Origin of the sequence: Rothia endophytica (assembly GCF_039543885.1) — a bacterium.
GTDB classification, from domain to species: Bacteria; Actinomycetota; Actinomycetes; order Actinomycetales; family Micrococcaceae; genus Rothia; species Rothia endophytica.
The window spans coordinates 75,354-87,755 of sequence record NZ_BAABKP010000005.1 but is presented as its reverse complement, the minus strand read 5'-3'; the positions used below and the strand labels follow the sequence as shown (position 1 = coordinate 87,755).

At 52.3% G+C, this 12,402-nt stretch carries 16 protein-coding genes; 8 read left to right on the top strand and 8 right to left on the bottom strand.

From position 1 onward, the window contains the following. Positions 1–14 precede the first annotated feature (14 nt). Together ABD982_RS09805 and ABD982_RS09800 are read right to left on the bottom strand one after the other, a co-directional pair. Complete coding sequence (locus tag ABD982_RS09805) at positions 15–1,388, bottom strand: galactokinase (RefSeq protein ID WP_345447041.1); 1,374 nt, start codon at positions 1,386–1,388, stop codon at positions 15–17. 55 nt (positions 1,389–1,443) lie between these two features. Next, entirely contained in the window at positions 1,444–1,962 is a 519-nt protein-coding gene (locus tag ABD982_RS09800) for a TetR/AcrR family transcriptional regulator (protein ID WP_345447039.1), read from the bottom strand. A gap of 79 nt (positions 1,963–2,041) precedes the next feature. Here ABD982_RS09800 and ABD982_RS09795 point away from each other — a divergent pair, with 79 nt between their 5' ends. The 3 genes from ABD982_RS09795 to ABD982_RS09785 all read left to right on the top strand — a co-directional run bounded on the left by ABD982_RS09795 (position 2,042) and on the right by ABD982_RS09785 (position 3,551). Beyond that, positions 2,042–2,752, top strand: coding sequence for a hypothetical protein (locus tag ABD982_RS09795; protein ID WP_251380484.1), 711 nt, complete (start codon positions 2,042–2,044; stop codon positions 2,750–2,752). A 181-nt stretch (positions 2,753–2,933) separates the two neighbouring features. Further along, the gene (locus tag ABD982_RS09790) at positions 2,934–3,302 is read left to right on the top strand and encodes a hypothetical protein (RefSeq protein WP_345447034.1); all 369 of its coding nucleotides are present in this window, start codon (positions 2,934–2,936) and stop codon (positions 3,300–3,302) included. An 18-nt stretch (positions 3,303–3,320) separates the two neighbouring features. Beyond that, the gene (locus tag ABD982_RS09785; RefSeq protein ID WP_345447031.1) at positions 3,321–3,551 is read left to right on the top strand and encodes a hypothetical protein; all 231 of its coding nucleotides are present in this window, start codon (positions 3,321–3,323) and stop codon (positions 3,549–3,551) included. Positions 3,552–3,580: 29 nt separating this feature from the next. On the opposite strand, the gene ABD982_RS09780 is transcribed toward ABD982_RS09785, so the two are convergent. From ABD982_RS09780 to ABD982_RS09770, 3 genes are all read right to left on the bottom strand, one after another. After that, complete coding sequence (locus ABD982_RS09780) at positions 3,581–4,066, bottom strand: MarR family winged helix-turn-helix transcriptional regulator (protein ID WP_345447028.1); 486 nt, start codon at positions 4,064–4,066, stop codon at positions 3,581–3,583. A gap of 150 nt (positions 4,067–4,216) precedes the next feature. Next, positions 4,217–4,858, bottom strand: coding sequence for a CE1759 family FMN reductase (locus ABD982_RS09775; RefSeq protein ID WP_345447025.1), 642 nt, complete (start codon positions 4,856–4,858; stop codon positions 4,217–4,219). Positions 4,859–4,868: 10 nt separating this feature from the next. Continuing rightward, a complete protein-coding gene (locus ABD982_RS09770; RefSeq protein ID WP_345447022.1) occupies positions 4,869–5,984 on the bottom strand; it encodes an LLM class flavin-dependent oxidoreductase in 1,116 nt (371 codons plus the stop codon). A 78-nt stretch (positions 5,985–6,062) separates the two neighbouring features. Between ABD982_RS09770 and ABD982_RS09765 the strand changes: the two genes are divergently transcribed. Continuing rightward, complete coding sequence (locus tag ABD982_RS09765) at positions 6,063–6,263, top strand: winged helix-turn-helix transcriptional regulator (RefSeq protein ID WP_345447019.1); 201 nt, start codon at positions 6,063–6,065, stop codon at positions 6,261–6,263. Positions 6,264–6,319: 56 nt separating this feature from the next. Here the strand turns inward: ABD982_RS09765 and ABD982_RS09760 are convergent, their stop codons facing one another. Continuing rightward, positions 6,320–7,309, bottom strand: a complete 990-nt coding sequence (locus ABD982_RS09760) for a zinc-binding alcohol dehydrogenase family protein (protein ID WP_345447016.1) — start codon at positions 7,307–7,309, stop codon at positions 6,320–6,322. 76 nt (positions 7,310–7,385) lie between these two features. Here ABD982_RS09760 and ABD982_RS11340 point away from each other — a divergent pair, with 76 nt between their 5' ends. Next, complete coding sequence (locus tag ABD982_RS11340) at positions 7,386–7,772, top strand: transposase family protein (RefSeq protein WP_425570045.1); 387 nt, start codon at positions 7,386–7,388, stop codon at positions 7,770–7,772. Here the strand turns inward: ABD982_RS11340 and ABD982_RS09755 are convergent. Further along, positions 7,747–8,517: an HAD family hydrolase gene (locus ABD982_RS09755; protein WP_345447013.1), complete on the bottom strand. Its 771-nt coding sequence runs from the start codon at positions 8,515–8,517 to the stop codon at positions 7,747–7,749. The genes ABD982_RS11340 and ABD982_RS09755 overlap by 26 nt on opposite strands. A 310-nt stretch (positions 8,518–8,827) precedes the next feature. Beyond that, positions 8,828–9,691 (bottom strand): PRD domain-containing protein, encoded by an 864-nt coding sequence (locus ABD982_RS09750; protein WP_251380476.1) that lies wholly within the window; start codon positions 9,689–9,691, stop codon positions 8,828–8,830. Positions 9,692–9,844: 153 nt separating this feature from the next. Here ABD982_RS09750 and brnQ point away from each other — a divergent pair, with 153 nt between their 5' ends. From brnQ to ABD982_RS09740, 3 genes are all read left to right on the top strand, one after another. Continuing rightward, a complete protein-coding gene (brnQ, locus tag ABD982_RS09745; protein WP_345447008.1) occupies positions 9,845–11,194 on the top strand; it encodes a branched-chain amino acid transport system II carrier protein in 1,350 nt (449 codons plus the stop codon). A gap of 245 nt (positions 11,195–11,439) precedes the next feature. After that, the gene (locus tag ABD982_RS11335; protein WP_425570049.1) at positions 11,440–11,715 is read left to right on the top strand and encodes a carboxylesterase family protein; all 276 of its coding nucleotides are present in this window, start codon (positions 11,440–11,442) and stop codon (positions 11,713–11,715) included. 77 nt (positions 11,716–11,792) lie between these two features. Then, entirely contained in the window at positions 11,793–12,353 is a 561-nt protein-coding gene (locus ABD982_RS09740; protein ID WP_345447006.1) for an alpha/beta hydrolase family protein, read from the top strand. Positions 12,354–12,402: the final 49 nt, after the last annotated feature.

Sequence of the window (12,402 nt, the reverse complement as noted above, 5' to 3'; positions counted from 1 at the left end):
GACTTCTGTTTGACTTAGAGGTCCCTGTTCGCTGCTTGGCCTGCCACCATAGGGAGGAACTCAGGGGCAGCAAAGCCCCGCTGCGCATAGGCAAGGGCAACTCTTTCAGCCGCATGCTGTAGCTTATCGCTGTCAATCAATGCCATGACCGCTCCGCCAAAACCACCCCCGACGATGCGGGCGCCTAGCGCACCCGCTGCTAGGCAGGCGTCTACAGCTATATCGATTTCTCGACGTGAGACACATAGCTCATCACGCATAGATACAAATGATTCGGTAAAAAGACGCCCCAGTTCTTCCCATGCGGTGGCGCCCAAGAGCTCGGTATTTTTGAGCAGATAAGCGGCACGTTCAACCAGCGTCATATCGTGTAAGGTGTGGCGCAACCAGCCGCGTGGAAAGACTGGTTTATCGGCTGACTCATCGAGGGCTGCGAGGGCACGGTTGACCGTCGAATCCACCAAATCCAGGCGCCACTTCTTGGCCTGCTGCTCACTGAGCCCCGCGCACGAAAGATCAGCGGGCAGGGCGTTACGGAGATAATCAAGACCCATGCCTGCCGTGGCAGCTTCATTAGCTGCCCGTCGAGCCGCAAACTCACCGCCCGCTAGTTTATGGGGGGTGTTGGTGTTGATGACGAGCCAGCTCAAGTGAGCCTGATCTACATCGGCTTCAACCGCTTCAATAGAAAAATCTCTAAAGTCAATCACCAGGGCTTTACCCGGCTGAGATCGGAGGGACGCCGTCTGGTCAAGACCGCCTGTGCGAGCTCCTGCTACTACATTCTCAGCTGTGATGCAGACCTGGGCCAGGCGGGCTCGCAGGGCATCATTGGTGGGACTGAGGTCAGAAGGTAGTGCGTCTGTTGCCGAGCACCCCGCGCGCAAGGGGCAGGAAAGATCAAGGAGAGCGAGGGCAGTTGAACATTCCAGGGCTGCTGACGATGAGAGACCGCCGCCTACCGGGACCTTGGAGTTAATGAGAAGATCGGCACCAAAATTGAGTGGAAGAGCAATATCTCGCCCGCCCTCATGATTCATGGCCCAGGCGACACCGGCTACGTAGGTAAACCACCCTTTGAAAGTACCCGGTTGAATTTCACGCACCACCACCGTGCGGTCGTCCCCCGGCATTTGCACCGAGGATGCGCGGAGCACCCCGTCCGTGCGCATCCTACCCGCCACATAGGTGCGATAGGGCAGGGGCATGGGCATGCAAGAACCACCCAAAAAGTCAATGTATTCACCCAGGAGGTTCAAGCGCCCCGGAGCTGACCATACGCCATCGGGTTCAACCCCGTATTTTTTGATGAAGGCGGCGCGCACTGTTTCTACCTCTGCGGCATGATCTGGCAGGGTAGCCCAGTGGGGTTCAACGCGAATAGTCAAGGGTGCTCTTTTCTTCCGGAGGTAAACCTCTTGTATAACGTACTGCCGTGTGAGGTTATTTCAAAAACCCCGTGAATACTGCCTGGATAGCTTGCCGATAGGGGAGAGGGGCTTCAGTAGGAGGAGGGGAATTGCCCAACAAATAGCGGGTCTGATCCTGTTCGATGAAACCCAGCGCCACATGTACCAGTGTAAGTGCCGCTAAAGGGGCTTGTTGAGAACCGGTGTGATGGGTGAGGTAGGTCGTCAGATGATCTAAAAACTGTAGCTGATGAGGGTCTAGGGCTAGCGCCAGTCTGACTACTTCTGCAGCTTCTTTGACAGGAATCAGATGACTGTATACATCAGCGAAAATTCTATCTATCTCCCCCTGTTCGGCAGGGAAAGGGACATCGTTAAGAATGCGCGAAGCAAGGGAAGCGAGCAGCTCCTGTTTATTCTTCACATGGTAGTAAAGTGCCCCCGGAGCCACACCCAACTCGGTAGCTAGGCGTCGCATAGACAGATCCGCAAGACCATACTGGTTCAGCAGGGTAAAAGCGGTATTAAGAATTCGATCACGGTTTAAGGGCACCCTCTTATTGTTGCCTATTCTTTACGTCTTCGCCCACTTCCCAGTTTTAAGTTGAGCTGTGCAGGAGTAGATTTGACCTATGGCTTTCAATTTTTCAGATTTCACCACTAAAGTGCGCGCAGGCGGTAACGCCACGGCTGAAGACATCCACGGCATTCTGACCGCAAGCCCTGCGGCTACCTTCGCTCTCGTTGAATTTGCTGCCGAGCAACGCAGATTGTTTTTTCAAAACAGCCTAGAAGCGGGCAATTTACTGGGTTCTGAAAATATGGTCAAACCTGCATCAGTGCTGGTGGAGATAAATGCACCCATCAATGCTGATGAACTAACCGAAACCATTATGGGCATCGCATCTGACTCCGAGGTGCAGCGCACTACCGTGGAGTTTGTGCAGGGGCAGGCGCCGCACCTTCCCATGGAAGCTCTCAGAGTGCTGGCTGCTTTCCGCCTAGCGGCACCGGTAAAAAGCTTACGCCTTGGGACCAGCCGAACCTCAACCTTGCGTTCTTTGCAACCGCTTGCAATGCACATGATTGATTCCATGCTACTCAGTGAATTTTCAACTGACCAACCACAAGCAATTTTTGAGGATCTTAAGCTCATCAGGGACGCTGGGGTGGTGGTAGACGGATCCGCCGGTCGAGATCTTGTCTCGGAATACGTAGCGGATCTTGAAGGACGAGGAATCGCTAATGCGGCAGAGTTAGCAGAGCTGGTCATTAATACATCTAATCAAGGCAGAGGTGGGTGCGGCGGAAACTGCGCCTGCGGAAGCGGTGGCTGCTCCTGAAATGAGCGGTGTGTCTCGAAGTGTGACAATCCAGTGAGGAGCCAGTCAGCCTTAAATCGCTGATGACAGGGTACTTTCAAGAAATTTGCAGATTTTTCACCTACCATGGGTAAGTGCTCACAAACCGTGACAGACCAGTTATATTCTTGGAAAAGAATATTTGAAGAAACCTTAAGGAAGCATGGATCCCAAAGAACTTTCGCCCGCCTACTTCACCTCACTGGCATCAGTTGTGCTTGGTGCCTTCATGATTGGCGCTAGCTCAACTCTTGTTTCGGTGCTTGGCTGGCTTCTACTCTTTGCTGGAGTGGGGCTGAATGCCTTTTCTACCTTGATTATGGTTCAGCGACTAAAAGGTGGCCCGCTTCCTGCTGCCCTCACCGGTGAGGCACATTCAACACAGCATGAGTATGTAGAGACTGAAACTGCCGAACCTGAACCTGACACCGAAGCTCATCATATTGTTGACAGCGAAGCTCAGGAGTCATCCTCTAAAGAGGGCGACCAGCGCATCTTCCGCTCCCCTTCACCCCGACCCCGTGTGCGCTAAAAGAAAGAAGAAGAATATATGGATACCCGCTTCCTTCTCTCTCCCGCCTATCTTGTCTCAGTTGCCGCACTTATCGTAGGGGCAATTCTTAGCGGAACTGCCCTCATGATTGTGGGTTGGATTATCTTCATCGTAGGTCTGGCTCTCAACTCGATGGCCCTGGTTGTGTTGGCCAATAGGGAACAGCTCTATAAAACTCAGCGCGTGGGCACTATACCCAAGGCTGGCCAGAAGCAGACCAATAACTAGTTGTCTCACGAGATTTTAGAGGGGTTTGTTCACACCTCTGGTTTGTGTGAGATTCTCTCCAAAATATTATTGAAAAAGTCAGTAAAGTGCGCCCAGGAGCTGTCTTCAATTTCAGTTAGCGCGATTTCACGCACTTCGTGAGCATAGATGCGTTGGGCCTTCTCATATACGGACAGGCCGGTATCTGTGATGATAATTCCTTTACCGCGCCGATCACTTTCTACGGGCTCTTTTCTCACCCACTTGTGGCGCATCAGAACCTCAATCTGATAGGTAAGACGTGAGGGTGAAACGTTGGTTTTCTGCGCCAACTCACCCATACGAACGGCGGTGGGGGCACCCTTTCGCGAACCTACCAATGCGGAAAGAATAAGAAAATCCGTGAGCTTTATCTCCGCATGAGCGCGGAGAGTGCGATCAAGATGAGCATTTAGTGCGGCTAAGGCATTGTTGCATGCCGTCCATAGCTCTTCTTGTTCTTTGGTGAAATTTTGGGTGCCGTGGGATGCACTCATAAGAATCCCTTTTCCTATGACCTATCTGTATCGAACCCCGGAATAGAGAATGTAGCGTAGGTCTCTTTGTAAAAAAGATTATCTCTTTTTAAGTAGTATTTTAAAATTTATCTGAAATATTAAGATAAAGATATGAGGATTGGGAAGAATTTAGCGTGCAGTATTTAACCTCAAGAGCTCTTCAAAAGGGGTTACCTCTAAAGCGCCCGGGTGTGTTTGAGCTTGGTTTTGCTGGGATGGTTTTGCTCCCCCCAGCGTCCACGCTAATAGCTGACTAAACTCTGCTGCCGCATCTTGAATTCGAGAAGTAAGCGCTGTATCAGCACCAAAATCATCGGTGGATACGAAGACTCCTGAGGGCGATACGAGCGCCTTCAGATAAGAAAAGAGGGGGCGCATGGCACTGTCAATCACCAAGGAGTGTCGAGCTGTGCCCCCGGTGGCCGCCAATAAAACAGGTTTACCTGCCAGGCTTCCATCTTCCACCAGATCCCAGAAAGATTTGAAGAGCCCTGAATAGCTCGCTTTGAAAACCGGGGTGACCGCGATAATTGCGTCAGCCTCATTTACTGCCTTAAGTGCTGCATCAAGCGGTTCCGCAGGGAAGCCGGTGAGATAGTGATGGGTGATGTCTTTGGCAAGAGAGCGTAGTGAAATGACCGTAAACCGGGCGTCTATCCCTGCTCTGTCGAGTGCTCCTGCTGTTGCTTGGCGCAACTGTTCACCGAGTAAGGCCGTGGTTGATGGTTCGCTCAAGCCGGCGGTGACGACAACAATGTGTGCTGTTCTCATGGTGTTACTCCTACCGACCCACAGTAGCTGCGCTGTTGGCCTGCTTCATCTCTTCAAGTTTGGCGGCGTAGCGAGGGTGCAGGGGTGCGGTTGATGGGACGTGCGCCGGGCGCATTTTCTCAAACTCTTGACGTAACACCGGCACCACTTCTTCACCCAAGAGATCCAGCTGGTGTAGAACCTCTATGAGGGGAAGACCTGCATGGTCCATGAGGAAGAGCTGACGCTGGTAGTCCCCGGCATAGTCGCGGAAGCTCAGGGTCTTTTCGATGACCTCCTGCGGTGAACCCACGGTCAGCGGGGTCTGTGCGGTGAAATCTTCAAGGCTGGGGCCCCCACCATAAACCGGTGCGTTATCGAAATAGGGGCGGAACTTGCGCACGGCGTCCTGAGAATTCTTGCTCATGAAAACCTGACCGCCCAGACCAACAATCGCCTGGTCAGCTTTACCGTGCCCGTAATGTTCAAAGCGCTCGCGGTAGAGACTTACCATTTGAGTGGTGTGTTCCTTGTTCCAGAAGATGTTGTTATGGAAGAAGCCGTCACCATAGTAAGCTGCCTGTTCGGCGATTTCAGGGGTGCGGATGGAGCCGTGCCACACAAAGGGGGCGGTTTTGTCCAGGGGTTGCGGGGTCGCTGTAAAGGAATTCAACGGTGTGCGGAAGTTGCCCTTCCAGTTCACTACCTCTTCCGTCCACAGGCGGCGCAGTAACGCGTAGTTTTCAATCGCCAGATTGACGCCCTGGCGAATATCTTTGCCGAACCAGGGGTAAACGGGGCCGGTGTTGCCGCGACCCATCATGAGATCCATGCGACCGTCTGTAAGGTGTTGCAGGGTGCCATAATCCTCCGCGATACGCACCGGGTCAGTGGTAGTAATCAGTGTGGTGGAGGTGGAGAGCTGGATGCGCTCGGTCTGGGCTGCGATGTAGGCCAGGGTAGTGGTGGGGGATGAGGCGACGAAAGGTGGGTTATGGTGCTGACCCATAGCAAAGACATCCAGACCCACTTCTTCCGCCTTTTTGGCAATCTGGACGATGGCCTGCTGGCGCTCGTATTCACTGGGGGTTTTGCCGGTAGTGGGGTCTGTGGTGATGTCGGTGACGGTGAAGATGCCGAACTGCATGGTGCTACCTTTCGTGAAGCCCTGGTTCTTATGACTTCAATCTACACTCAAATACTTTCTTTGTAAAGTATTTGAGTCATGGGTAGCACCTGTGAGGCTTATTCAAAAGTAGGAACACAGCCCACCGTCCCAGTTACTGTGGAATATGAAATCACTGAGCTAGGGAAAACTCTCATAGAGCCCCTAGAAGTATTACGCCGTTGGTCAGAACAACACAAAGCTGACGTTCTTATTGCTCAAGAAATATTCGATAACAACCAACGCACGGCCAATACATAAATAACTGGAAAGCACAGAGTCAGACCGCTGCTTTCCAGTTATTTTTCACAAAGAAACTAGTAGGAAATGACTACTTTGCCTACCACATGAGAGGTCTCTACCCGCTGATGTGCTTGACGGAAAGTATCTACTTTCAACCCTGAAAAATACTCAGTGGCTGTACACTTGATGGTCCCGTTATCCACCAGAATAGCCACTTCTTTCAGAATCTTCCCCTGATAGTCCATGTCCTCGGTTTCGAACATGGATCGAGTAAACATAAATTCCGGGGTGACAGTTATGGACTTAGGTTTAAAGGCACCGATGTTTAAGGATTCAGGGTCATCAATCAGCACAAGATGGCCTTGGGGATGCATTACTTCAGCAAGTTCCTGTTCCTTGCCTGTGGTGTAGGCCGAAAAAACATAGTCCGCACCATTGAATTCACTCAGCTGCGAGGCTAACTCTTGGTTATGATCCACGATGTAGTCTGCACCCATCTTTTTGCACCATTCTCGAGATTCTTCGCGAGAGGCTGACGCAATGACTGTTAGTGAAGTTTTAGCTTTTGCTAGTTGAATAATCATAGATCCCACTCCCCCAGCGCCTCCGTTGACGAATAAGTTGCCTGTCGAATCTTTGGTGAGTTTCATGTGATCGAACAAGGTCTCCCACGCTGTGATTGCGGTTAGCGGAAGAGCTGCCGCATCTTCAAAATCGAGAGAAGAAGGTTTCTTAGCGACGATCCGATAGTCTACAGCTTGGTATTCTGCGTTGCTTCCTGGGCGCGTGAGATCCCCTGAGTAATACACGGAATCGCCAATGGAAAAGCCCTCTACTTCTGGACCCATATCTTCGATGATTCCTGCGGCGTCCCAGCCGAGTATTTTAGGTTCTTCCTGAGAGCCGGCGCTAGCTCGTACTTTGATGTCTACCGGGTTGATGGACACGGCGTTTATCTTAACGAGGAGATCCTTTGTGCCAATAGTAGGTCTGGGCGCGCTAGTTTCTAGAAAGGCATTTTCCTCTTCGATGGGTAGGGAATCGGTGATGGCAATTATTTTCATGTTGTTATCCATGAAGTTCAGAATAAGTGGGTGGGCACTTTCAAGGGGGTTAGTTACTTAGAAGAAACTCTGTTTTATGACGAAAAATATAAAGTTGCTGAGGGTAGCTTTCACAGGGAATACTGAATTTTGGCTAAAAGAGAGCCTGAAACCACCCAGGTCCCTCGTGGTGGATAGCACGTTAGTGCCTACCTGGAGCTGGCGTTCACAAGGTAAAACAAATTTTTCAGGCAAGCACAAACGAGCTTGCTTCAACCACCAAGTGATCTGCACCTTAGATGGCAGGCTCCTAGCTATCACCGAGCCGCCGCCTGGGGCTAGATATGACGCTCATGCCTTCAGAGCCCACGGGCTAGATAGGCTTCTGGATTCTTCGACTTTGGCTGATAAGGACTATGAGGGTCTGGGGCGTGGGCTCTGGGATGATGGTGAGAGCGTCATAAAGAAAGTGCCTTATCAATAAAGTCGTAGGTTTTTTCGACCACGTAGTCTGTCTCTGCCTGAACCTCGGTAGGGGAGTAGCTAAAGGAGGCTGAAACATCAGCCCAGCGGTGCATCTCAAGGTCATTCCAAGAATCCCCAATAGTAAAAGTTTGCAGGGGTTCACCACCCAAATACTCATTCCCAAGCCACTCAAGACCAGAGCCCTTGGTGCTGTTTTTAGGAACGATATCTAGAAAATCTTGATTACGGTGACAATCCACTACATCGCCATAGGTCTCTACAATCCACTGATAGGCAGCCTTTCTGGTCTGCGCTAAAGGTGACCAAATAGGGATGCCCACAAAGACATTTTGATCAAGCTGGTTAAGATCAAGTGGGCTAAAAGCCGGGAGGATGTTGGACACCTGACCAATGGTGTCCAGCAACTGATAGTCATCATCGAGCGTCGTTGCAAAAACTGCTACCTGCTCCAGTCCCGCTAGATGATCAACCACCTGATTCACCAGAGTGGGGGGTAAAGAGCTTTGATGAAGAATTTTACCGGCTCCGTCGGTGATAACAGCTCCGGTATAGAGCACGTTGTAATCAAACTGCAGGTCATAGTCGGCCAACGTCATTCGCGTGGCAAAAATACTCTTACCTGTAGAACAGACTGCTAGGTTTCCTGCCTCTTGCCAGCGTCGAATGGCATCGATGTTAGCGGCTTCGATAGCTCGCTTAAAGACCAACGTTCCATCGAGGTCAAAGGCCATTAGTTTTTTCACGGGATACTTTCTTCTCTGCGGGAAAGGTGAGGGGGCGGCACGATGGTCGAGATGTCCGTGAGGAGCTCGAGGGGGACGTTGCTGCTGGTCCACTTAGAGATCAATGAGCCCATCACAAAGAGACATAACTGGTCCTCTCGCAAAATTTCTAATGAGTGTGTAGGTGTATCGACTACACATAAGCACATCTTAGGACGCGATATTTGGCACCAAAGTTGCTCTGACTAGACTTTACGGTGGGAAAAATGCCTAGATGTGTTAAACGAATAGCAGGCACTTTACCCCTCAGGGGGAGTGCAATATCAATGGTTTAGCTCACACGAGAGGAAGAACCGTACTGATCCTTAGCCAAACGGGCAATGTGAATGGTCAGATAGGTCAGCTCATCATCGGTCAGTTGCTGCTCCAGATGGATCTCAAGAATCAACAAGACCTTACGGGCACATGCAAAAGCCTGCGGGTGAGCCGTTTTTAGTGTCTCCAAAAGAAGGGGGACGCTGGGTTCAGCCTCGCTATCAACCCCCTTGGCTGCCCGCACAAACAGGTAGCGCAGGTGAGTCACAAACCGGGCTGCACTCATTGAAGACTGATCAACGGGCTGACCAAAACCGGTGGAGATAACCCCAAAAATCTGCGAGAAAATCTCGGTCATGCGGTAAGTCCCGCTCATGTCCTCCGTAGCAAACTGCGAGTTCACCAGGTGCATCGCCAAAGGGATCGCCTCATTAGCCGGAAGATTTACCCCCAAACGTTCTCGCACCAGTTCAAGTGCGCGGCGTCCAAATCGTACCTCTTGAGGGTAAAGCTGGGCTACCTCCACCGCCAGAGGGTAATCAACCACAATGCCTTCACGAGCTCTCACCACCGCATAATTCAGGTGATCCGCCAGGGGCATGATGAAGGAGTGGGAAATGGTAATCCCCTCAGACTTCACCAGCGACTCTAAGTCAGTGGCTACACCCAAAATCTGCGACGGAATCTCAGCCAAAGACCAGGATAGCTTCTCATCAGGGGTACCAGCCTCGGGCACAAAGGTCTGCTCCACCAGCGTAGGATCTACCAGATCCCCCCGTCGCTTACCAAACGCAAGACCGCGCCCAATAACCACCATCTGCTCACCGCTAAAGGTCTGAGCTAGCGCCACATTGTTGTTATAAATACGTGAAATTCGCAACGTGTACCTCCCGCCCAGCCCTAAAAACAGTAAATATTCCTCATAGTCTACTGGTTGAAAGCAAGCCTGACCCCAAACTCCACCTGTCTAAGAGAGTAAACTAAGCCCTTGGCCGCGCTACCGGTTATCACCCATCAACCAACAGAGTAGATCATGAACTCAAACCCCACCCCCAAGAAATCACCGATGACAACTATCGTGATTACAGCGCTCATGCTGTTCTCGATGTTCTTTGGAGCGGGCAACCTTATCTTTCCCGCCATGTTAGGCGCAGAAGCCGGCACCGCTTTCACCCCCGCCATCGCCGGGTTTGTCCTCACCGGTGTGCTAGTGCCCATCCTGGCCGTCGTTGCGCTCGCCGTCACCGGCCGCGACTTGCAAGATCTTGCTGACCGCGGTGGGCGTATCTTTGGGTTGATCTTCCCTGCTCTGGTCTACCTCTCAATTGGCGCCCTCTACGCCCTACCCCGCACTGCAACCGTCAGCTACGCTATGGCCGTTGAATCAAACTTCAACGTCAGCGGTATGCTGCCTACCCTCATCTTCTCTGCCGTTTTCTTTGGGGTCTCACTCATCCTGGCACTCAACCAAACCGGCATTGTCGATAGCCTGGGCAAATACCTCACCCCCGCACTCGTGATTCTGCTGGCCCTTTTGGTGATCCTCAGCCTCGTTCAGCTCACAGCCCCCGCAACAGCACCCGCCGAGGGCTATACCTCAGGCGCCTTCGCTGCCGGCTTTGTCAACGGGTACATGACCATGGACTCCCTGGCGGGCCTTGCCTTTGGCATCATCGTTATTGCAGCCCTGCGCGACAAGGGCATCACCGACCGTGGGGAGCTACTGCGCGGCGTCACCATCTCAGGTGTTATCGCTGGCGCCCTGTTGGCGTTGGTCTACATCGGGCTAGGGCTCATTGGCCAGCACATTGATAACGGCCAGGGGTACAAGGACGGCGCGGCCCTGCTGTCCGACGCTGCCCTGCAGGTCATAGGACGCCCCGGAGCCGTTGTCTTCGGCCTTATCGTCTTGCTGGCCTGCCTCACTACCTCTGTAGGTCTCATTGGCGCTACCTCAGCCTTCTTCAATAAGCTGCTCCCAGCTCTTTCCTACCGCACCTGGGCATGCTTCTTTACCTTCATTGCCTTTTTGCTAGCGTCCTTTGGTCTAGAAAGCCTCATGAGCTTCGCTATTCCCATCATCACCACCCTCTACCCCCCAGCTTTGACTCTGGTGGTACTGACCCTGATAGAAGCCGCTCTCAGGGCGCCCTGGATGGATCTCACCCACCGCTTTGCGCTGATCATTTCCGTTATCTGGGCCCTGCTGATGACCATGAACGCTCAAGGGTGGGGCAGCTCAGTCATTGAGCCTCTCATCAGTTGGGTACCCGGCCACGGTTATGACTTGGGTTGGTTCATCCCCACGATTGCGGCAGCGCTGGTGGGAGCCGTAATCGACTTTGCTCGCCACTCCCGCACGCGAACAGCGCAGGCTGCATAGACTTATCGCTGTATTCAGCTAATAGGGGCGCTCTCTGATACGTCAGAGAGCGCCCCTATGTGTTAAAAGAAAGACCCGTGTTGAAGGGAACCACAACCATCAACACGGGCCCGTTTATGAGAAGTACCCAATAAGGCGGCTTCCTCAAACATAAAATTTTTTTGCTAGCCCGCCTAGAGTTTTTCAAAAATAAACTCTAGTGGGCTCACCTTGTACTTTACTTTACGCTGTTAACGGGGTAAACCATACAGTTACTTGCCACAACTCTAAATGTTCATAGACTGATTTCTAGTTATTTCTTCTACCAGGGGATTCATGCCCCCCAGGGTGAGAACCTGCCCGTAATGGTCTATTTTCACGGCGGCTCCTATGCGGTAGGAAGTGGGGATGGCGCCCGTTATCTCCCCACACGCCTTGTACTTGATGAAAATGTGGTGGTGGTGAGCGTGACCTACCGCTTGGGGGTGTTGGGGTTCTTGGGTGGCAGCGAAGAGCGCCCCGCTAGATCTGGTCAACCATAAACAAAAAACTGTCGGTCCATCTCCTGCGCAAAACTTCACGCGTCACCCTTGAAACACCGGCAGAGCAGGTGGGAGCATTGGGGTGGAAACTTGTACTTGCCAACCCCCTACGCTTTGGCCTTTACCCGGCAATGATGCCTTTTGGTACCCAGTACGGTCATTTCCCTCTGCCGACATTTGGCAGGCAGGATGACTCCTGGGCGGGTGTTGCCCCGCAGATAGAAATACTGGTGGGTCATAACCATCGAGAATCTGCCTACTTTCTACCCAAGCCCCCTTCGACTCTAGGTAAGGTGGCGCGTCAAGTGTATGAGACGCTGGTAGCACGAGGCACGCAAGATATCTATCGAAGACCGGCAGAACATTTTGCGCACCGCCACCGGGCAACAGGTGGCAAAGCAACTACTTACCTTTTACGGACCGGGCATCCACTGAATCACTTATCAGGAGCCCACTGCACCGAGTTGGGACTTCTCTCTGCCGACCCGGCCTGGCAAGGAGACAACCTGCTAGCGGGTCTCAATGGCGATGAACTTGAGCACCAGGGAGCTGTGTTGAGGGCTATTTGGGCTGAGTTTGCCCGCAGTGGCAACCTTCTCCACGAGCTAGCGTCCCAGGCACGCATTGAGCTGGGATAACATTTGAAGCTACTCGGTCGCTATGAACGTAGGGCCGCAGTACACTAGG